Source organism: Microbacterium sp. SGAir0570 (assembly GCF_005491085.2).
In the GTDB taxonomy this organism is placed as follows: Bacteria; Actinomycetota; Actinomycetes; order Actinomycetales; family Microbacteriaceae; genus Microbacterium; species Microbacterium arborescens.
In genome coordinates, this window is record NZ_CP027929.1 from 1,709,889 (window position 1) to 1,728,980 (window position 19,092).

17 protein-coding genes and 1 tRNA gene are annotated in these 19,092 nt (G+C 69.0%); 13 read left to right on the forward strand and 5 right to left on the reverse strand.

The genetic code is table 11. The features are described from left to right. The first annotated feature begins 2 nt into the window (after positions 1 to 2). The 4 genes from nadD (at position 3) to C1N74_RS08205 (ending at position 2,266) form a co-directional block, all read left to right on the forward strand. Positions 3 to 599 carry a nicotinate-nucleotide adenylyltransferase gene (gene nadD / locus C1N74_RS08190; protein WP_137750337.1) on the forward strand — a complete coding sequence of 199 codons (597 nt, stop codon included), beginning with the start codon at positions 3 to 5 and terminating at the stop codon, positions 597 to 599. Beyond that, complete coding sequence (locus C1N74_RS08195; RefSeq protein ID WP_137750338.1) at positions 596 to 1,780, forward strand: hypothetical protein; 1,185 nt, start codon at positions 596 to 598, stop codon at positions 1,778 to 1,780. The genes nadD and C1N74_RS08195 overlap by 4 nt, the downstream gene beginning before the upstream one ends. Continuing rightward, positions 1,777 to 2,166 (forward strand): ribosome silencing factor, encoded by a 390-nt coding sequence (rsfS, locus tag C1N74_RS08200; RefSeq protein WP_023950777.1) that lies wholly within the window; start codon positions 1,777 to 1,779, stop codon positions 2,164 to 2,166. Before C1N74_RS08195 ends, rsfS begins: the two co-directional genes overlap by 4 nt. A 27-nt stretch (positions 2,167 to 2,193) precedes the next feature. Then, positions 2,194 to 2,266: transfer RNA gene (locus C1N74_RS08205), tRNA-Ala, on the forward strand. A 354-nt stretch (positions 2,267 to 2,620) separates the two neighbouring features. Here the strand turns inward: C1N74_RS08205 and C1N74_RS08210 are convergent. Genes C1N74_RS08210 through C1N74_RS08225 form a run of 4 tightly spaced genes read right to left on the reverse strand, consistent with a single transcriptional unit; the run spans position 2,621 to position 6,053 of the window. After that, positions 2,621 to 3,544, reverse strand: a complete 924-nt coding sequence (locus C1N74_RS08210) for a hypothetical protein (RefSeq protein ID WP_023950776.1) — start codon at positions 3,542 to 3,544, stop codon at positions 2,621 to 2,623. A 37-nt stretch (positions 3,545 to 3,581) separates the two neighbouring features. Next, positions 3,582 to 4,289 carry an SOS response-associated peptidase gene (locus tag C1N74_RS08215; RefSeq protein ID WP_088379949.1) on the reverse strand — a complete coding sequence of 236 codons (708 nt, stop codon included), beginning with the start codon at positions 4,287 to 4,289 and terminating at the stop codon, positions 3,582 to 3,584. Between the two features lie 44 nt (positions 4,290 to 4,333). Then, a complete protein-coding gene (locus tag C1N74_RS08220; RefSeq protein WP_071918110.1) occupies positions 4,334 to 5,368 on the reverse strand; it encodes an App1 family protein in 1,035 nt (344 codons plus the stop codon). Between the two features lie 4 nt (positions 5,369 to 5,372). Then, positions 5,373 to 6,053: a DedA family protein gene (locus tag C1N74_RS08225; RefSeq protein ID WP_036304580.1), complete on the reverse strand. Its 681-nt coding sequence runs from the start codon at positions 6,051 to 6,053 to the stop codon at positions 5,373 to 5,375. Between the two features lie 42 nt (positions 6,054 to 6,095). Between C1N74_RS08225 and C1N74_RS08230 the strand changes: the two genes are divergently transcribed. The 8 genes from C1N74_RS08230 to C1N74_RS08265 all read left to right on the forward strand — a co-directional run bounded on the left by C1N74_RS08230 (position 6,096) and on the right by C1N74_RS08265 (position 17,245). Then, positions 6,096 to 7,436 carry an anthranilate synthase component I family protein gene (locus C1N74_RS08230; protein WP_137750339.1) on the forward strand — a complete coding sequence of 447 codons (1,341 nt, stop codon included), beginning with the start codon at positions 6,096 to 6,098 and terminating at the stop codon, positions 7,434 to 7,436. 51 nt (positions 7,437 to 7,487) lie between these two features. Further along, positions 7,488 to 10,070 carry a leucine--tRNA ligase gene (gene leuS / locus C1N74_RS08235; RefSeq protein ID WP_114598801.1) on the forward strand — a complete coding sequence of 861 codons (2,583 nt, stop codon included), beginning with the start codon at positions 7,488 to 7,490 and terminating at the stop codon, positions 10,068 to 10,070. Positions 10,071 to 10,143: 73 nt separating this feature from the next. Beyond that, positions 10,144 to 10,572 (forward strand): thioredoxin family protein, encoded by a 429-nt coding sequence (locus tag C1N74_RS08240; RefSeq protein WP_258317893.1) that lies wholly within the window; start codon positions 10,144 to 10,146, stop codon positions 10,570 to 10,572. Position 10,573: 1 nt separating this feature from the next. Beyond that, positions 10,574 to 11,089, forward strand: coding sequence for a DUF4395 domain-containing protein (locus C1N74_RS08245; protein WP_023950764.1), 516 nt, complete (start codon positions 10,574 to 10,576; stop codon positions 11,087 to 11,089). Between the two features lie 204 nt (positions 11,090 to 11,293). After that, positions 11,294 to 12,667: a glutamate decarboxylase gene (locus tag C1N74_RS08250; protein WP_023950763.1), complete on the forward strand. Its 1,374-nt coding sequence runs from the start codon at positions 11,294 to 11,296 to the stop codon at positions 12,665 to 12,667. A gap of 11 nt (positions 12,668 to 12,678) precedes the next feature. Beyond that, positions 12,679 to 14,238, forward strand: coding sequence for an amino acid permease (locus tag C1N74_RS08255; RefSeq protein ID WP_137750340.1), 1,560 nt, complete (start codon positions 12,679 to 12,681; stop codon positions 14,236 to 14,238). 68 nt (positions 14,239 to 14,306) lie between these two features. Further along, a complete protein-coding gene (locus C1N74_RS08260) occupies positions 14,307 to 14,921 on the forward strand; it encodes a ComEA family DNA-binding protein (RefSeq protein ID WP_023950759.1) in 615 nt (204 codons plus the stop codon). Beyond that, the gene (locus C1N74_RS08265; protein ID WP_258317894.1) at positions 14,918 to 17,245 is read left to right on the forward strand and encodes a ComEC/Rec2 family competence protein; all 2,328 of its coding nucleotides are present in this window, start codon (positions 14,918 to 14,920) and stop codon (positions 17,243 to 17,245) included. The genes C1N74_RS08260 and C1N74_RS08265 overlap by 4 nt, the downstream gene beginning before the upstream one ends. Positions 17,246 to 17,280: 35 nt before the next feature. Here C1N74_RS08265 and C1N74_RS08270 read toward each other — a convergent pair whose 3' ends face one another. Further along, positions 17,281 to 17,850 carry a TetR/AcrR family transcriptional regulator gene (locus tag C1N74_RS08270; RefSeq protein WP_137750341.1) on the reverse strand — a complete coding sequence of 190 codons (570 nt, stop codon included), beginning with the start codon at positions 17,848 to 17,850 and terminating at the stop codon, positions 17,281 to 17,283. Between the two features lie 92 nt (positions 17,851 to 17,942). Between C1N74_RS08270 and C1N74_RS08275 the strand changes: the two genes are divergently transcribed. Then, positions 17,943 to 19,058 (forward strand): zinc-binding alcohol dehydrogenase family protein, encoded by a 1,116-nt coding sequence (locus C1N74_RS08275; protein ID WP_137750342.1) that lies wholly within the window; start codon positions 17,943 to 17,945, stop codon positions 19,056 to 19,058. Positions 19,059 to 19,092: the final 34 nt, after the last annotated feature.

The following is a 19,092-nucleotide window of genomic DNA, read 5'->3' on the forward strand; positions in this document are numbered from 1 at the left end:
CGATGACGGGAACGCGTGCGCCGCGTATCGGCGTGATGGGCGGCACGTTCGACCCGATTCATCATGGGCACCTCGTGGCCGCGAGCGAGGTCGCGCAGTCGTTCGACCTCGACGAGGTCGTCTTCGTGCCGACGGGAACGCCGTGGCAGAAGTCGTTCGTGTCACCGGGGGAGCATCGGTACCTCATGACGGTCATCGCGACGGCCTCGAACCCGATGTTCACGGTGAGTCGCGTCGACATCGACCGCGACGGTCCGACGTACACGATCGACACACTGCGCGATCTGAAGGCACAACGTCCCGACGCCGACTTCTTCTTCATCACCGGCGCTGACGCCATCGCGCAGATTCTCAGCTGGAGGAACCATGATGAACTGTGGGAGCTCGCGCATTTCGTCGCCGTCTCGCGTCCCGGCCACACGCTTTCCAGTGCCGGACTGCCCAGCGATGACGTGAGCCTGCTCGAGATCCCCGCGCTGGCCATCTCATCGACCGACTGCCGGGCACGCGTCGGACGCGGACATCCGGTGTGGTACCTCGTTCCAGACGGGGTCGTCCAATACATTGCGAAGCATCATCTCTATCGGAGCAAGGCATGAGCGACAAAGAGCAACAGCCACCGACTCCGCAGCTGACGCGCCGGCAACTGCGTGAGCTGCGCAACACGGCTTCCAATCCGATCATCGTCGACCCCGAAGCCGCCGACGACGCGTCGGCGACCGCAGCGGAGCAGACGCCCGCCCCCGCGCCGCTGCCGCGTGCGGCGGAGCCGGTCGAGGTTCCACCGGCTCCGGTGCCGCAGGCCTCGGTCGATCTCGGATCGCCCGCGCTGACCCGCCGTCAGGCTCGACTGCAGGAGAAGATCCGCACGGCTTCGATCCCGGTCGTGACCTCCACCGGCGAGCACGCGGCCGTCGTCGCCGAACCCGACGCGGATGCGCCCGGTCAGAGCGACGCCGACGATGCGGCTCGTGCGATCGAGCCCGACGCCTCCGACGAGGCCGTCCAGTCGGATCGCGAGCACGATGCTCCTGAGGCCGAGGGTGCCGACGGCACGGATGCCGAGACGACGGCGGCCCCGCCGAACGTCATCGCCTCCGAGTTCGAGCCCACCGACTCCGACGCCGTCGATTCCGAGACCATCGCCGAGGATCACGTCGCCGAGGACCGCGTCGCCGAGGACCACGTCGCGGAAGACGACATCGTCGCGAACGATGAGAGCGCGAACGATGAGAGCGCGGACCACGAGAGCGCGGACGAAACGGAGCCCGAGCGTCACGTCGTCTCGAACGACCTCGGCGCTGATCTGCTCGCGGGGGAGTCCGCGGCAACGGATGTGCCCGCATCGTTCGATCAGCTGCTCTCGCGCAGTGCCGCCGCGACGGGCGCCTTCACGACGCCGAACGCGTTGATCCTCGCGGAGAACCCGGACGGCGGGCCGTTGGTGGCACCGGTCACCGCGACCGGCGAGGTCCTGATCACCGGGACGTTCACCCTGCCCGAGAACTTCGGTTCGACCGGCGTCGTCCCGGGTGTTGCGGACGGAAAGGAGGTCGATGCGGTCCTCGTGGACGGCGAGCTGCCGGCCTCATCGTCTCCGACGCCCATCGCCGCGAGCGCGGCCATTTCGACCATCAAGAGCGCGGAGGACGTCATCCGTCCGCCGGCGCCGGAGAAGGGCAGCCGTTGGACGGTCGCCCTCGCTATCACCGCGGGGGCGCTCGCTCTCGCTCTGGCGGGCGTTCTGCTCGTCTCGCTTTTCACAGGAGTCTTCGGATGAGTTCACAAGCAGTCATCGACATGGTCGCCGTCGCGGCGGCGGCCGCGGAATCGAAGGGCGGCGAAGATCTCGTCGCCCTTGACGTGTCGCAGCCCCTCCCGCTCGTCGACGCCTTCCTGCTCGTCAGCGGCAACAGCGAGCGCAACGTCGCCGCGATCGCCGACGCGGTCGAGGAGAGCATGCTCGAAGCCGGGCACAAGCGCCTGCGTCGTGAGGGACGTACGGAGTCGCGCTGGGTGCTGCTCGACTTCGGCGACCTCGTCGTGCATGTGTTCCACGAGCAGGAGCGCGTCTACTACGGGCTTGAGCGCCTGTGGAAGGACTGCCCGGTGATCCCCATCGAGGCCACCGTGGTCACGAGCACCCCCGGAGATGTTGTAAGCTAAATGAGTTCCCGCGAGAGCGGAAACCACGGGCCTGTGGCGCAGCTGGTAGCGCACCTGCATGGCATGCAGGGGGTCAGGGGTTCGAGTCCCCTCAGGTCCACCGATCAATATGAAATGCCCCGCCTCCGGCGGGGTTTTTTCGTGTGCGTCGTCGTCCGCATCAAAGCCCTCTCATGCGCGCCGCGGATCATTTGTATCCGTTCATCGAATTGACCGTAATCACCGCGGCGGACGATGACGTTCTCAGCCGCCTCTCACTGTTGCAGCTCCGAGAACATCACCTCGGGAAACGGGGCGTGGTACACGATCCCCCGCGCCGGGAACACATACGACTGCATCCTCGAATCGGGGAACAACAGCAATGCGGTGACCGTGCTGCACCGATAAGACCCTCAGGAATGCGCAGAGCGTCGAGGCAATCGGCGTCGACGGTGTTCACGGCCCGACCGCACGGTCACACATCACGTGGTGGGGCCGCGGATCGATCTGCACGCGCGGCTCGCCGCTCGGGCTCTGAACCGACGACATCGAGCACCGCGGCGCGCAACGCCTGGCCGCGGGCGCTCAGCAGCCGCTGCTGGCGCACATACTCGGCCTTTCCGTCGGCCGTCTCGATCGCAACGGGGGAGTAGCCCCAGTCACGCAGGTCGTAGGGCGAGGCGCGCATATCGAGTTCTCGGATGTCGCGAGCCAGGACGAATGCGTCGAGGAGCAGATGCCCCGGAACGAGGGGGCCGAGCTTCAGCATCCACTTGTAGACGTCCATGCCGGCGTGCAGGCATCCCGGTTGCTCGCGTCCGGGCGCCCCTTCTCGGTCGAGCGGTTCGCGGTTGCGCGGCACCGCCTCGGGGGTGAAGAAGCGGAAAGCGTCGAAGTGCGTGCAGCGTAGGTCGTGGGCCTCGACAACGGCATCCGTTCCCGCCGCGCCGAGCCGGAGCGGGATCTCGTGCCGCGTGGCGTCGGCGCGGTAGACCATCGCCCATTCGTGCAGGCCGAAGCACCCGAAAGCAGCCGGGCGATCGCGCGTCGCACGGAGGATGCCCGTCACGCCGCGGTAGAGCGATGCGCGCTCGGTCCGGAACTGCTCGTCGGCCACGCGCGCGTGGGCGTCGCCGACCGTCTCGTACCAGCGCCAGCCGCCACGCTCCTTCGCAGCACCCTCGAGCACAACGTGCGGGCCCGGGTGCCAGCGCCGGAGGATGGCCGGCTTGTAGGAGTAATACGTGAACAGGAAGTCCTCGACGGGATGCTTCTCAGCGCGCGAAGCGCGCCGCCGGTGGGCCTCGGTCAGTGCCTCAGCGCGCTCCGCATGCGCATCGGACAGCGCGCGCCAGACCTCCGGCGCGAGCTGAACGGGTTCGAAGGGGCGGAGCGTCACCTCTCGAGGATAGACACCGGTGCGCTGGGAGACCGCGTCATGCCGGCTCGATGAGCGATGGATCGTCGTTGCGCACGTTGCCCACAGCAGACCCGACGGCGAACCAGGTGAGCGTGTCGACCACGGACGGTGCCGCGTCCGCCACCGCGTCGAGCAGATCGGCCGGGTACTCGGTGGTGGGATCGAGCCACACGTCGGCGTACTCGGCGTCGATCATCAGCGGCATCCGGTCGTGGATCTCCGCCAGACCGCCGACCGCGGAGCGGGTCAGGATGGTGAAGGTCAGCAACCAGCGGCCGGGATCGTCGGCGGGACGCGACGGATCCTTCCACCACTCGTAGAGCCCGGCGAAGAAGAGCGGCTCCCCGTTCTCGGGCCGGATGAAGTGAGGCGTCTTGTCCCCGGTGGCGCCTTGCCACTCGTAGTAGCCCGAGGCCGGGATGACGGCACGGCGCGAGACCAGCGCATCACGGAACGTCGGCTTCTCAGCTGCTTCCTCGGACCGCGCGTTGAACGCGCGTGCGCCGACCGACGGATCCTTGGCCCATGCGGGCACGAGGCCCCAGCGGGCGGAGGCGAGGCGACGCGTCGGCGGCTCGGTCTTGGCCGAGTCGAGCACGATCGTCGCCTGGGCCGTGGGCGCGATGTTGAACGAGGGAGAGGGCAGATCGTCGGGAACGATTTCGGCGTGCAGAACGCTCGCGAGCTCGGAACCGACGCGGGCTACGACGAAACGACCGCACATGTCTCCAGCGTAGGGCGCGCGTGCGACATCCGTCCGCGCCGCCCTCAGTCGCGCTCGATGACGCCGACATCGGCGAGCCGGTCCAGGAGCGCCGCTCCATCCGACCCGGTGACCCAGGGCACCTGTGCCGCGGAGTGATCGTTGACCGCGGTGCGGCCACCCGCGAGGACGGCCTCAGCGGGCGACAGCCGCCGGATCGCGACCGCGCGCACCCGGTCGGGGTTCTCGCTGGCGAAGGCCGTGTACAGCGCGTCGTCGTGCTGACCGTCATCGCCGACGAGGAGCCAGCGGACGTTGGGGAACTCCTTCGCGAGGCGCCGCAGATTCTCGGCCTTGTGATCGCGCCCGCTGCGGAACCAGCGGTCGTGTGTCGGTCCCCAATCGGTCAGGAGCATCGGACCCGACGGGAAGACGTGCCTTCTGAGGAACCGCATGAGGGTCGGCGCGACGTTCCAGGCGCCCGTCGAGAGATAGATGACGGGGCTGCCGGGACGGTCACGCGTGAGGCGCTCGAGCATGACGGCCATCCCGGGAACCGGCTGACGCGCGTGCTCGTCGAGGACGAAGGAGTTCCATGCCGCCACGAACGGGCGCGGCAGAGCGGTCACCATGACGGTGTCGTCGATATCGGAGATGATGCCGAAGTCGGTGTCGCCGGCGATCACGAAGACCCGTGTCTCGATGACCTCGCTGCCCTCGACGGTCATCGTGATCGTCTGCCAGCCGGGTTCGAGCGTCCCGGGCAGCTCGACGTCGATGACGCCACCGCGGTCCGCCACGATCGCGTGCGTCGTGCCGGCGACGGTCACCTCGACCTGCGCGAACGCCACCGGCACCGACGCGAAGCTGCGCCAGCCACGGACCGACGCGTACTCCCCGCCCTTCGTAGGGCTTTTCTGGGGTGCGATCAGCACGCGCCCGAGGACGCGGACCCACCCGTCACCGCCGTAGCCCGGGTATGCGGCGACGGTCGGTCGTTGACCGCGCGCGCGGGCGCGTCGTTCGCGCCACGAGTGGAAGCGGCGCTCGAGGCGCGCCAACCACAGGATCTTCTTCCGTGGTGCGGGTGAGGAAGCCATCGCTTCAGTCTTTCACGTCCCCGTCCGCGAGTCGGGTCTTCTCCTCCTCGAGCCGCAGATGACGCGCCTCCCGCCGGGTGATCAGACGCTTCACGAGGTACGCGAGAACCAGGAACACGACGATGACGGCGACGAAGAGGTATCCGGCGTATTGGATGTTGTCCGAGACGGCGCGATAGGTCTTCGCCGCCGCGGCGACGACGCCCACGTAGAGCGAGGTCCAGATGACGCAGGCCGGGGCCGTCCACGCGATGAAGCGGCGATACGAGAAGCCGCTCATGCCGACCGTCAGCGGCACGAGCGAGTGCAGGACGGGCAGGAACCGCGAGAGGAAGATCGCGGGCCCGCCACGGCGGCGCAGATACAGCTCCGAACGCACCCAGTTGTCCTCGCCGATGCGGCGGCCGAGCCGAGAGAAGCGGATGCGGGGGCCGAGCCAGCGCCCGAGCGCGAACCCGATCGACTCTCCTGCGAGCGAGCCGGCGACGACCGCCGCGCCGAGGATGAAGCCCTCGCCGACACTCCCGACCGCGGTCGCGGCCACGATCACCACGGTGTCGCCCGGTACCACCAGGCCGATGAGCACGCTGGTCTCGAGCATGATCGCGATTCCCGCCACAACCGTGCGCAGCACCGGGTCGATGCTCTGCACGGTGTTCAGAATCCAGTCGAGGATCTCGTTCACGCTCCGAGCCTAGGGGCGCGACCTAAGACATAACCTGTGATCGTGCCCGAGACGACCAGCTTCCGCTGCCTCGACGGGTGGATCGATCCCGCCGACCTCATCGGCACGGTGCCCGGCGAGCACGTCTTCTGGCTCGACGCCGGTGTCGACGCTGATTCGGGATGGAGTTGGCTCGGTTCCGGCGAGCCGGCCGACGCTCCCGACCCGATCGTGGACGGGTCGTCGACGTGTGCGAGGAGCGGCGGGGAGCGCGTCGGGCCCTTCGGCGGCGGCTGGGTCGGCTGGACGGGCTACGACGCTGCGGCCGCACGAGCGGGAGCGCCGGCGCAGCGCGATGCCGAGGAACCCGACGCGCTCTGGCTGCGGGTGGATCGGTTCGTGGCGTTCGACCACGCGGAGCGGCGCGTGTGGGTGGCGGCACCGGCGGACGCAGTGGCGGACTTCGCCGCAGAGGTCGACCGCTGGCGTACGGCCGCTGCCGCTGCCGCTGCCGGCGTCGGCGAGCCATCAACGCTCCCTCGTCGCCTCGTCGCCGCGGCTCGCGTCGGGCCCGAACGCTACGCCGCACTCGTCGAGGACTGCCGCAGCGCGATCCGCCGGGGTGACGCGTACCAGCTCTGTCTCACGACCCGGTTCACGGTGCGGGACGAGCGCCCGATCGATGCGCTCGGGGTGTTCCGGAGGCTCCGGGGCGCGTCGTCGTCGCATCACGGCGCGCTGATCCGATCGGGGGAGCGGGCGCTGATCAGCGCGAGCCCGGAGCGATTTCTCGGACTCGCCGATGGAACCGTCCTGACGAGCCCGATCAAAGGAACCCGGGGTCGCGGCGGCGATGCGGCATCCGATGCCCGGCTCGTCCGGGATCTCCTGACGAGCCCGAAAGAGCGCGCGGAGAACGTCATGATCGTCGACCTCATGCGCAACGACCTCCAGCGCGTGAGCGAGCCCGGCTCCGTCGTGGTCGAGCGGCTGCTCGAGGTCGAGACCTATCCGACCGTGCACCAGCTGGTCAGCAGCGTGTCGGCATCGATCCGACCGGGCACGCGACTGTCGGAGGTCCTCGCCGCGACGTTCCCGGCCGGGAGCATGACCGGCGCGCCGAAGCTCTCGGCGATGACGATCCTCCATGCTCTCGAGCGCGCCCCGCGCGGGACGTACGCGGGGTGCTTCGGTTGGGTCGGCCACGACGGCGATGCGGATCTGGCGATGATCATCCGGTCGATCGTCGTCGACGTCGTCACCGCCTACGTCGGGGCGGGCGGTGGCATCACATGGGGATCCGAGCCGGACGCCGAGGTCGACGAGGTGGCGCTGAAGGCGCAGGCACCGCTCGCCGCGCTCGGCGCCGACCTGCCGCCCCGGTGGCGGGAGCGGGTCCGGTAGCCTGGAAGCGGTGCTCTCGCGCCTTTTTCGCATTCCCAGATTGGTTCACCCGTGACCGACAGCTCCACTGATCGCGCCAACACGCCCGATTCCGCCGCATTCGACGCCCACGCCGTTCAGGCGAAGTGGCAGCGCGCCTGGGCAGACGCCGATCCCTTCCGTGCCGGCGGCGATGACGACAAGCGTCCCCGCAAGTACGTCCTGGCGATGTTCCCGTACCCCTCGGGCGACCTCCACATGGGGCACGCCGAGAACTATCTCTACTCCGACATCGTGGCCCGCTTCTGGCGGCACCGCGGCTACAACGTGCTGCATCCCATCGGCTGGGACAGCTTCGGTCTGCCCGCTGAGAACGCCGCCATCAAGCGCGGCGCCGACCCCCGAGCGTGGACGTACGACAACATCGCTCAGCAGAAGCAGAGCCTGCACGAGTACGGCGTCTCGTTCGACTGGAGCCGCGTGCTTCACACGAGCGACCCCGAGTACTACACCTGGAACCAGTGGCTCTTCCAGAAGCTCTATGAGAAGGGGCTGGCTTACCGCAAGGAGAGCCCGGTCAACTGGTGCCCGAACGACCAGACGGTGCTCGCCAACGAGCAGGTCGTCGACGGGCACTGCGAGCGCTGCGGTGCCGAGGTGATCAAGAAGAAGCTCACACAGTGGTACTTCAAGATCACCGAATATGCCGACCGCCTGCTCGACGACCTGAACCAGCTCGAGGGCTTCTGGCCGCAGAAGGTCATCCAGATGCAGCGCAACTGGATCGGTCGATCGGTCGGCGCCGACATCGACTTCGAGATCGAGGGCCGTGACGAGAAGGTCACCGTCTTCTCGACCAGGCCGGACACGCTGCACGGTGCGACCTTCATGGTCGTCGCACCCGACTCCGACCTCGCAGCGGAGCTCGCGGCCGGTTCTTCCGACGAGGTGCAGCAGCGCTTCCGCGAGTACCTGCAGACCGTCCAGAAGACGAGCGAGATCGACCGGCAGACCGCGGACCGTCCGAAGACCGGCGTGTTCCTCGACCGGTTCGCCATCAACCCCATCAACGGTGAGCGGCTGCCGATCTGGGCTGCCGACTATGTGCTCGCCGACTACGGTCACGGTGCGGTCATGGCCGTCCCGGCGCACGATCAGCGTGACCTCGACTTCGCGCGAGCGTTCGACCTGCCCGTCCGGGTCGTCGTCGACACGACGGCCCCCGTGACGGGTGCGATGCCCGTCATCGAGCTCGACGACGAGGGTGTGCCCGTCGACTCCGCCCCCGCGATCGATGACCTCGACCCTGCCCGCACCGGTGTCGCCCTCACGGGTGACGGACGCATGATCAACTCGGGTGCACTGGACGGCCTGAGCAAGCGCAACGCGATCGGGCGCGCCATCGAGCAGCTGACCGCGAGCGGAACCGGCCGTGCGGCCAAGACCTACCGCCTGCGGGACTGGCTGATCTCGCGTCAGCGCTTCTGGGGTACGCCGATCCCGATGATCCACACCGAGGACGGCCGGATCGTTCCGGTGCCCGCCGAGGAGCTTCCGGTTCGCCTCCCGTCCGTGGCTGGCCTCGATCTCACGCCGAAGGGCGCGTCGCCGCTCGGTGCCGCGACCGACTGGGTCACCACGACCGACCCGGAGACGGGGGATCCCGCGCGCCGCGACCCGGACACGATGGACACCTTCGTCGACAGCTCGTGGTATTTCCTGCGATTCCTGTCGCCGAACGACGCCGGCCAGCCTTTCGCGCCTCGCGAGGCCGACAAATGGGGCCCGGTCGACTTCTACATCGGCGGCGTCGAGCACGCGATCCTGCACCTGCTCTACGCGCGGTTCATCACCAAGGCCCTGTTCGACATGGGCCAGGTGGAGTTCACCGAGCCGTTCTCGAGCCTCATCAACCAGGGCATGGTCATCCTCGACGGCGCGAAGATGTCGAAGAGCAAGGGCAACCTCGTGCTCTTCCAGGAGGAGCTCGAGCAGCACGGCGCGGACGTCCTGCGTGTGGCCCTCGCGTTCGCGGGTCCGGTCGAGGACGACAAGGACTGGGCGGATGTCTCCACGACGGGCGCGGCGAAGTTCCTCGCCCGTGCGCTGCGGGTCGCCGCGGACGTGGACAGCGAGATCGACGTCGTCTGGGCCGAGGGGGATGCCGCGCTGCGTCGGGTCACGCACCGCCTGTGGGCAGACGCCCCGGGGCTCGTCGAGCAGACGAAGTTCAACGTGGTCGTCGCGCGGCTCATGGAGCTCGTGAACGCCACCCGCAAGGTCATCGACAGCGGCGCCGGCGCGAGCGACCCGGCAGTTCGCGAAGCGGCCGAGGCGGTCGCCGTCATCCTCGATCTGTTCGCTCCGCACACAGCGGAGGAGATGTGGGAGACCCTCGGGCACGAGCCCTTCGTCGGCCTCGCCGTCTGGCGCCAGCCCGACCCGACGCTTCTCGTCGAGGAGTCCGTCACCGCGGTCGTCCAGATCGACGGAAAGGTCCGGGGCACGCTCAACGTGTCGGCGAAGATCTCCTCGGATGAGCTGGAGTCACTCGCCCGCACCGACGACAAGGTGGTCCGCGCCCTGAACGGCCGCGAGATCGCTCGAGCCGTGGTTCGCGCTCCCAAGGTGGTCAGCTTCACGACCGCTCGCTGACGACGGCGGGGGGAGTCGTCACAGGGTGACACACTTCCCCCGCCGCCGTCACCCGCGGACTACCGTGGCGATCGTGCAGCCGCTTCCCGCCGTCGTCCTGACCATCGTGCTCGTCGCGTTCGTCGCAGCGATCGGCATGATCGCCCGGCGCTCGCGCGGTCGTACGCACGACGTCGCAGACGGTGAGCTCCTGACTCCCGCGATGGTCGGCACGCCGGCCTTCGGCCAGTCCGCGACCCTGCTGCAGTTCAGCACCGAGCTGTGCTCTCGGTGCCCCGCGGCGCGGCGCGTGCTGACGTCGCTCGCGGGGGACCACGACGGCGTCCGACACGTCGAGGTGGACCTGACGCATCGTCCCGACCTCACTCGCCGGTTCGACGTCATGCAGACACCCACGGTGCTCGTGCTCGACGGCACCGGGAGGGTGCGTCAGCGCACGGGTGGAGTCCCGGATCGGTCCGCGCTCGAGACCGAGCTCACCCGTCTGCTGCAGGAGGCGTGAGATGACCGCGATCGAACGTCTCGACGTCCGTGCGCCACGCTTCGCGGCATCCATCACGGCGGTCCTGCTGCTCGCGGCTTTCCTCGCATCGCTGCTCGGAATCGCGACGGCGCCGACGGGTGCCGAGTGGCGCCTCGGAGCCGCGCCACTCGCCGATCGGGTCGTCGATGGGGGCTTCCTGCTCGTGCTCCTCGCGGCGCTCCTGTTCCTGTGGGGCGTCGTGTCACCGCGGACCGCGCCCTGGGCGGTGCTCTTCCGCCGCGTCGTGCGGCCGCGCCTGTCACCCCCGCGAGAGTTCGAGGACGCGCGTCCGCCGCGCTTCGCGCAGGGTGTGGGCCTCACGGTGACCGCGGCAGGGCTGCTGCTGCATCTCGCAGGCGTTCCGTGGGCATTGCCCATCGCGGCTGCGCTCGCGTTCGCAGCCGCATTCCTGAATGCCGCGTTCGGCTTCTGCCTCGGCTGCCAGATGTATCTGCTGCTGCAGCGGGCGGGTCTTCTCGGGCGTGCGCGGGCGTAGCCCGCTCTGACCGTACCTCCTCCGATTTCTGCGCCTGATCCGGTTTCTGAACTCCAGGTTCGGGGGGATTCGCGGTGTCGTCGACCCCCCTTGTGACGCCTGGAGGCCCGTCCTAGCTTGGGTGGCATTCACAGGGGCGGCTTCGGCCGCGGGGACACGGTCGACCCCTCGCCGCCTCTATTCGGCGTGCAATGAGGAGACGAAATGAACGACGAAACGATCAGCCCCGCAGCCCCTCTGTTCACCAGGCCCACGGAGGCGAAGGGTGCGCCGCGGCACGTGATTCCCCAAAACGAATCGCTTCCCGCGACCGCGAAGCAGATCGTCGAGGATGAAACGATCCTCGACGGAAATGCGCGTCTGAACCTCGCCACGTTCGTGAGCACGTGGATGGATGACGAGGCGAAGGACGTCTACACCTCGTCTTTCGATAAGAACATGATCGACAAGGATGAGTACCCGCAGACCGCGGCCATCGAGGACAATTGCTGGCGGATGCTCGCCAATCTGTGGAACTCGCCGGATGCCGGGCACAGCATCGGCACCTCGACCATCGGCTCTTCGGAGGCGTGCATGCTCGGCGGGCTCGCGTTCAAGCGCCGCTGGCAGCAGCTCCGCCGGGCGCAGGGCAAGGACGCGTCCACTCCGAACCTCGTCATGTCGAGCGCCGTGCAGGTGTGCTGGGAGAAGTTCTGCAACTACTTCGACGTCGAGCCCCGGTTCGTTCCGATCACGGAGGAGCACAAGACGCTCGACGGCCACGACCTGGAGAAATACGTCGACGAGAACACGATTGGCGTCGTCGCGATCATGGGCGTGACGTACACCGGGATGTACGAGCCCGTCGCGCAGATCGCTGCTGCGCTCGACGCGATCCAGGAACACACCGGTCTCGACATCCCTATTCACGTCGACGGCGCATCGGGCGGGATGATCGCCCCCTTCCTGCAGCCCGACCTGGTCTGGGACTTCCGGCTGGAGCGGGTGCACTCGATCAGCACCTCGGGCCACAAGTACGGCCTGGTGTATCCGGGCCTCGGCTGGGTCGTGTGGCGCGAAGCGCGGTGGCTGCCCCAAGACCTCGTCTTCCAGGTGAGCTATCTCGGTGGCGAGATGCCGACGTTCGCGCTGAACTTCTCGCGGCCGGGCGCTCAGGTGCTGCTCCAGTACTACCTGTTCCTCCGGCTCGGCTTCGAGGGATACCGTGCCGTTCAACAGGAGTCGCAGGACGTCGCGAAGTATCTCGCCGCCGGGATCGGCGCGCTCGATGCGTTCGAGCTGTGGAACGACGGAAGCGACATCCCGGTGTTCGCGTGGCGCTTGCAGAAGGGACACACCGACAACTGGACGCTGTACGACCTGCAGGATCGACTGCGGATGCGCGGCTGGCTGGTGCCGGCCTATCCGATGCCGGACGATCTCACCGACATCACGGTGCAGCGCATCGTCGTGCGCAATGGGTTGAGCATGGATCTCGCTCAGTCGCTGCTGGCCGACATCCAGCGTGAGGTGGCGTACCTCGACGGCCTGCAGTCGCCCATGCCCACGGCCGCCGCGAATTCGGCGTTCCACCACTGAGGCGCGTCGTCATGTCCACGTCTCAGCCATCCTCCCGTACGACGCCGAACCATCCCCTCGCGCCTCGGTCGAGCGTCACGACCTACCTCGGTGTCGGCCAACTCGCGCTGCTGACGCTCGTGGTCGTCGCCAGTCTTCGCTCGCTGCCGCCGATGGCGGTCTTCGGCCTCGGCAGCGTGACCCTGTACATCCTCCCGGCGATCTTCTTCCTGATTCCGACAGCACTGGTCGCGGCAGAGCTCGCAACGGGCTGGAAAGGCGGCATCTACGTCTGGATCCGTGAAGCGATGGGCAACCGCTGGGGCTTCACCGCCGTCTGGCTCCAATGGATCCAGAACGTCGTGTGGTACCCCACGCAGCTGGCGTTCATCGCGGCCGCGCTCGCGTTCGTCTTCCTCGATCCGTCACTGTCGAGCTCGGGCTTCTTCACGGCAGTGGTGATCCTCGTGCTGTACTGGGGCTCGACGCTGGTGACGCTGCGCGGCGGGAATCTCTTCGCAAAACTGGGCTCCTGGGGCGGCATCCTCGGCACGCTGCTCCCGGCGGCCATCCTCATCGTCTTCGGAGCGATCTGGGTCTTCGGCGGCGAGAAGAGCCAGGTGCCGCTCACGCCCGACGCGGTGATCCCGCCGTTCACCGGCATCGCATCGATCGTGCTGATCGTGTCGAACTTCCTCGCCTATGCCGGCATGGAGGTCAACGCGGTCCACGTGAATCAGATGAAGGACCCCGGCCGCGGCTTCCCGCGTTCGATCCTCATCTCGTCGATCCTGATCCTGCTGGTGTTCATCCTGCCGACCCTCGCCATCTCGGTTGCGGTGCCGCAGGAGGAGCTCGGGCTGACGAATGGCATCATGCTCGCGTTCCAGGAGTACTTCCAGCACTGGGGCGTGGGGCAGTGGGCGACGGCCGCGATGTCGGCGCTCATCGCGGCGGGCGCGCTCGCCTCGGTGATCACCTGGATCGCGGGCCCGTCCAAGGGCGTGCTCGCAGCAGCGGAGACCGGGCTGCTCCCGCCGCTGCTGCAGAAGAAGAACAAGGCCGGCGTGCAGTCGGGCATCCTCATGCTGCAGGGCACGATCGTCACGATCCTGGCGGCGATCTTCATCATCGTTCCCAACGTGAGCGCGGCATTCGTGGCACTGATCGACATGGCCGCGGCGCTCTACCTGATCATGTACATGATGATGTTCGCCGCTGCGCTCGTGCTCCGACGGACGCAGCCGGGCGTGAAGCGCACGTATCGGGTACCGGCCATGGGGCTGGTCGCCGGTGTCGGGTTCCTCGCGAGCCTCGCCGCGTTCGTGTTCTCGTTCATCCCGCCGTCGGGGTTCAGCGCCTTCTCTCCGGCGCTGTATCCCTGGATCGTCGGGCTGGTGATCATCGTCCTCGGGGCTCCGCCGCTCATCTTCTACGCCGTGCGCAAGCCGTCGTGGGACATGCGCACCGCGGAGGACAAGAACGTTCCGGTCACCCATGAGACGGATCCACCCGCCGGAGTGGATTCGGGATCTGTGCCGACAAGTCGACGGCGCCCGGACGAGTCGCCGGGCTCTCCCCACACGGGGTGACGCGCAGGTTGTTCCGCAGCGGCGACGGGGAAGGGAACGGTCGGGAGCATCCCGCCTAGCCTGACGGCGTGACTGCTCCCGACCCCGCTCCGGCCCGGCGCCGCTGGAGCGTCGGGGCGCTGATCGTCCTCGTCCTCGCAGCGGCGGCGGTCACCGTCGCGATCGGCATGATCCGCTCTCTCGCGGCGCCGGCGTCGGTGGTGACCCCGGCCGTGAGCCCGACGGTCGAGGCTCACGGCGACACCGGCACCGCCGCCGTCTACGTCCACGTCCACGGCGCCGTCGTGAGCCCCGGGTTGTATCGCCTCGAAGCCGACGCGCGCGTGATCGACGCCGTCGCCGCGGCGGGCGGTTTCAGCGACACCGCTGATCCGGCTGGAGTGAACCTCGCGCGCACCGTCACCGACGGCGAGCAGCTCTTCGTCCCCGAGCCCGGTCAAGCGCCGCCCGAATCGGCAGACGGTGGGTCGTCCGGCGGGGCCGGTGCAGACGGCCTCGTCGATCTCAATACCGCGGATGCCGCTGCGCTCGACACCCTCCCACGGGTCGGCCCTGCGCTGGCCGAGAGGATCATCGCCTGGCGCGAAGAGAACGGGCGATTCACGAGCGTCGAAGACCTGCTGGCGGTGTCGGGGATCGGCGAGAAGATGCTCGAGTCACTGCGGGACCGGGTGCGCGTGTGAGCGGCCGCATCCGCCGTCGCGACCTCCGCTTGCTGCCCGTCGCGGTCGGTGTCTGGGTCGCCGCACTCGTGACGACGAACGATCCCGACGTCGCGGGAATCCTGGCGGCCGCGCTCTGGACGGCCGCGACGGGGATGCTGGCGGTGACGATCCTCCGTCGCCGGTTCTGCGACGACTCACGCCCACGGCGGACCGGCATCGCCATCGCCACCGTCACGCTCGCCTTCGCGGCGGCTGCCGTGTCGCACACCGCGATGAGCGTGCCCGACCGAGATCGGGCCCTCGCGTTGCCCCTCACCGGCGGGCGGGTGGTGGCGATCGAGGCCGATGTCACGGGAAAGATCGAGAGCTCTGCCACGGGCTGGCGTTTCGATGCCGTGGCTACCAGCGTCCGCGCCGGCGGCGACGTCACCGCGACCCGGGTGCCAGTGGTCGTCCGCACAGCCGAGCGTTCCGTCGGTCTCGATCTGGGTGCCACCGTCTTGCTCACCGGCTCCGCCGCGCCCGCCCGGTCGGGGGAGCGGGCGGTCCTCATCATCACGGCGAGCGATCCGCCGGAGGTCGTCGCGCAGCCGCGGGGTCCTCTCGCACTGGCTTCCACGCTCCGGACGGCGCTGCTCACACAGGCTTCTTCGCTGCCGCAGCCGGGCGCGGGCCTCGTCGCAGGCCTCGCGGTCGGAGACACGGCCGGGGTCACTGCCGAGCTCGATGCGCAGATGAAGACGGCGTCGCTTTCGCATCTGACCGCGGTCTCCGGGGCGAACTGCGCGCTCGTCGTCGGAATAGCGTTCCTCGGCGCCGGGATGCTGGGGCTGCGCCGTCCGTGGCGCGTCACGATCGGGCTCGCGGCGCTCTCGGGCTTCGTGATCCTCGTCTCACCAGAGCCGAGCGTCGTGCGGGCGGCCGCCATGGCCGCTGTAGCGATGCTCGCAGCGTTGCTCGGGCGCGCTGGTGCGGGGGCGTCCGTTCTGTGCCTCGCGATCGTCATCTGCCTGATCGCCGATCCCTGGCTCGCAGGCAGCATCGGGTTCGCGCTGTCGTCGGCCGCGACCGCAGCGTTGATCCTGTTCGCCGGCCCCGTGAGCGACTCGCTACGACGTTTCATGCCGCGCCCCCTCGCGCTCGCCATCGCCGTACCCGCCGCCGCGCAGCTCGCGTGCACTCCGATCCTGGTGATGATCGATCCGCGACTACCGGTGTACGCCGTGCTCGCCAACGCGTTGACCGCGCCCGCGGCACCGCTGGCGACCATCGCCGGGCTCGCGGCGTGCCTGAGCGTCGGGGCGCCGCTGTTGGCGAGCGGCCTGACCGCGATCGCCTGGGTCCCGTGCGCCTGGATCGCAGCCACCGCACAGGCGGTCGACGCCGTCCCCGGCAACTCGATCGCCTGGTTCCCCGACGCGCCGGGTGTCGTGCTCGCAGCGGCCCTCTGCGCCGCCCTGCTGCTGGCTGTGCTTCCCGGCACCCCCCGCCGGGTTCGTCGCGCCTCGACGGCGCTCGTCGCTCTCGCCGTGGGCGGGGTGGTCGGCTCGGGCCTCGTGACGGGACCGCTCGAGCGGGCGCGAACCCCCGATGACTGGGCGATCGCATTGTGCGACGTGGGCCAGGGCGACGGGGTTCTCCTGCGCTCGAGCGACGCTGTCGCGCTCGTCGACACCGGCCCCGACCCCGAGGCACTCGGTGCGTGTCTGGACCGGTTCGGGGTCAGCCGCATCGATCTCCTCGTTCTCACCCACTTCGACCTCGACCACGTCGGCGGCACCGACGCGGTCATCGGGCGCGTCGGCACCGTCCTCCACGGCCCGGTCACGGACTCGCAGGAGGATCAGCTGCTCGCGCGACTCGCCGCAGCCGGAGCGTCGGTCCGCACGGCTTCCGCCGGCATGGCGGGGGCGCTGGGCGGCGCCGACTGGGAAGTACTGTGGCCGCGCAGGAGCGCGAGCGGGTTCGCGCCCGGCAACGATTCGAGCGTCGTGATCGATGTCCGCGGCGGCGGGATTCCTGCCGTCCTGCTTCTCGGCGATCTCTCGGAGACGCCCCAGCTGACCCTCGGCGCCGCGCTGCGGTCGACATACGACGTCGTCAAGGTGTCGCACCATGGCAGCGCAGACCAAGCCGAGTCGCTGTACCGCCGGCTCGGCGCACGTGTCGCGCTGATCGGAGTGGGGGAGAATTCCTACGGCCATCCGCGCGAAGAGACCATCGCCCTCCTGCGCTCGCTCGGGCACGAGATCGTCCGCACCGACGAAACCGGAGCAGCAGCACTCACCGTAACCGATGGCGGCATCCGGGTGTGGCGCCAGCGCGTCCCGCCACCGGGATGAAACGCGGATTCCGTCCGCATCGCCCGGGCCAGCGGCTACTCGGGCGGGGCGACAAGCTGGGCCAGACGCGCGTACGAGTCGGTGATGATCGCGGTCAGCGTCGCGGTGCAGTCCTCGGCGGTCCACAGCTCGAGCGCGGTGTCGAAGAGCCCCACGACTGTCTGGGAGACGAGCAGAGCGTCGATGTGATCGGCACCGCGCCGCCGGAGCCCGTCGCGGATCGCCTGCGCCAGAACCGCGGACTTCGATCGCTCGCGCTCGATGAGATGCGCATCGGTCGCGATGATCGATCGGCGCTCGCGGATCGCGTCGCGCCAGGCCTCGAGCTCAGGCATGACGGCGAGCAACCCATGCATGGCCAGTGCCATCGGGTCGAGCCCGTCGGGCGCGGCGGCGAGCAGGTCGGCAACGACATCCGGAAACTCGCGCTCACGGAGGAACAGCACGTCGCGCTTGTCGGGGAAGTGACGGAAGAACGTCCGCGTGGTCAGACCCGCCCGTTCCGCGATCTGCGGCACCGTGGTGGCCGCATACCCCTGCGACCGGAACAGCTCGATGGCGGCTTGTTCCAGGCGCAGTGCGGCGTCGGGGGCCCAGCGTGGCATGGGGCGAGCCTACCCGATGACATTGTGTGTCATCATTAGCGGACGCATTGATGACACACAATGTCATCACCTCTCGGAACGGAGCCCGCCCCATGTCATCGAACGCCGCCGCTTGGCTCCCGTCTCCGCGAGCCGATCTCGTCGTCGGGCCCGCCGCGCTGCACGAGCCGGGCCCGGGCGAGATCCTCATCCGCAGCCGGGCGGTCGCGGTGAACCCGCTCGATGACGTCAAGCAATGGACCGGCGATCTGATGTACCGCTGGCTGGGCTATCCCGCGGTGCTCGGAGAGGATGTCGCGGGCGAGGTCGCCGCCGTGGGGGAGGGCGTGACGCGCTTCGCGGTGGGCGACCGCGTCGCCGCCTACGCGGTCGGGATGGAGCGCGGCCGACGCCATGAGGCGGAGGGCGCGTTCCAGCTCTACGTCGTCGTGCGAGAAGATCTCGCGACCCCGTTGCCCGACGGTCTTTCGTTCGAGCAGGCCGCGGTGCTGCCGCTCGCCGTCTCGACGGCGGCCACGGCACTCTTCCAGGACGATCAGCTCGCACTCCGCACCCCGACCGCTGACGCAGCACCGACGCGGGAGACCCTGGTCGTGTGGGGCGGCTCGACGAGCGTGGGGAGCAACGCGATCCAGCTGGCGGTCGCGGCGGGCTATCGCGTCATCACCACCGCCTCACCGCATAACGAGTCCCGAATGCGCGAGCTCGGCGCGGAGCTCGTCGTGGACTATCGCGAGCCCGGAGCCGTCGCAGCCATCGTCTCGGGCGTCGGAGACCGCCCCCTCGCCGGCGTGGTCGCGATCGGGGCGGGCTCGGGCGATGCCGCGGTGAGGATCGCAGCCACGGCCGGTGCCCGTTGCGTCGCCCTCCTGAGCCCGCCGGTCGCCTTCACGACGCTTCCCCGCCGCGGTGGCCCGAGCATCGCGTTCCTGCGGACGATGACGACGATCGGGCTGTCCCAGCTCGCGACGCAGGCTCGGGCTCGCCGCCACGGCATCACCGCCAGGTTCGTGTGGGGAAGCTCTCTCATGACCAGCAGCGTCGGACCCATGCTGTGGGAGCAGTACTTGCCCGGGGCTCTCGCCGAGGGCCGGCATGTCTGCGCCCCCGAGGCCGAAATCGTTGGGGAAGGCCTGGAGAGCATTCAACACGCGCTGAATCTGCTTCACGCAGGCGTCTCCGCCCGAAAGCTCGTCGTCCGCCTGTAGCGACCACCAATCGGGGTCGGTGGTCGCGATTAGG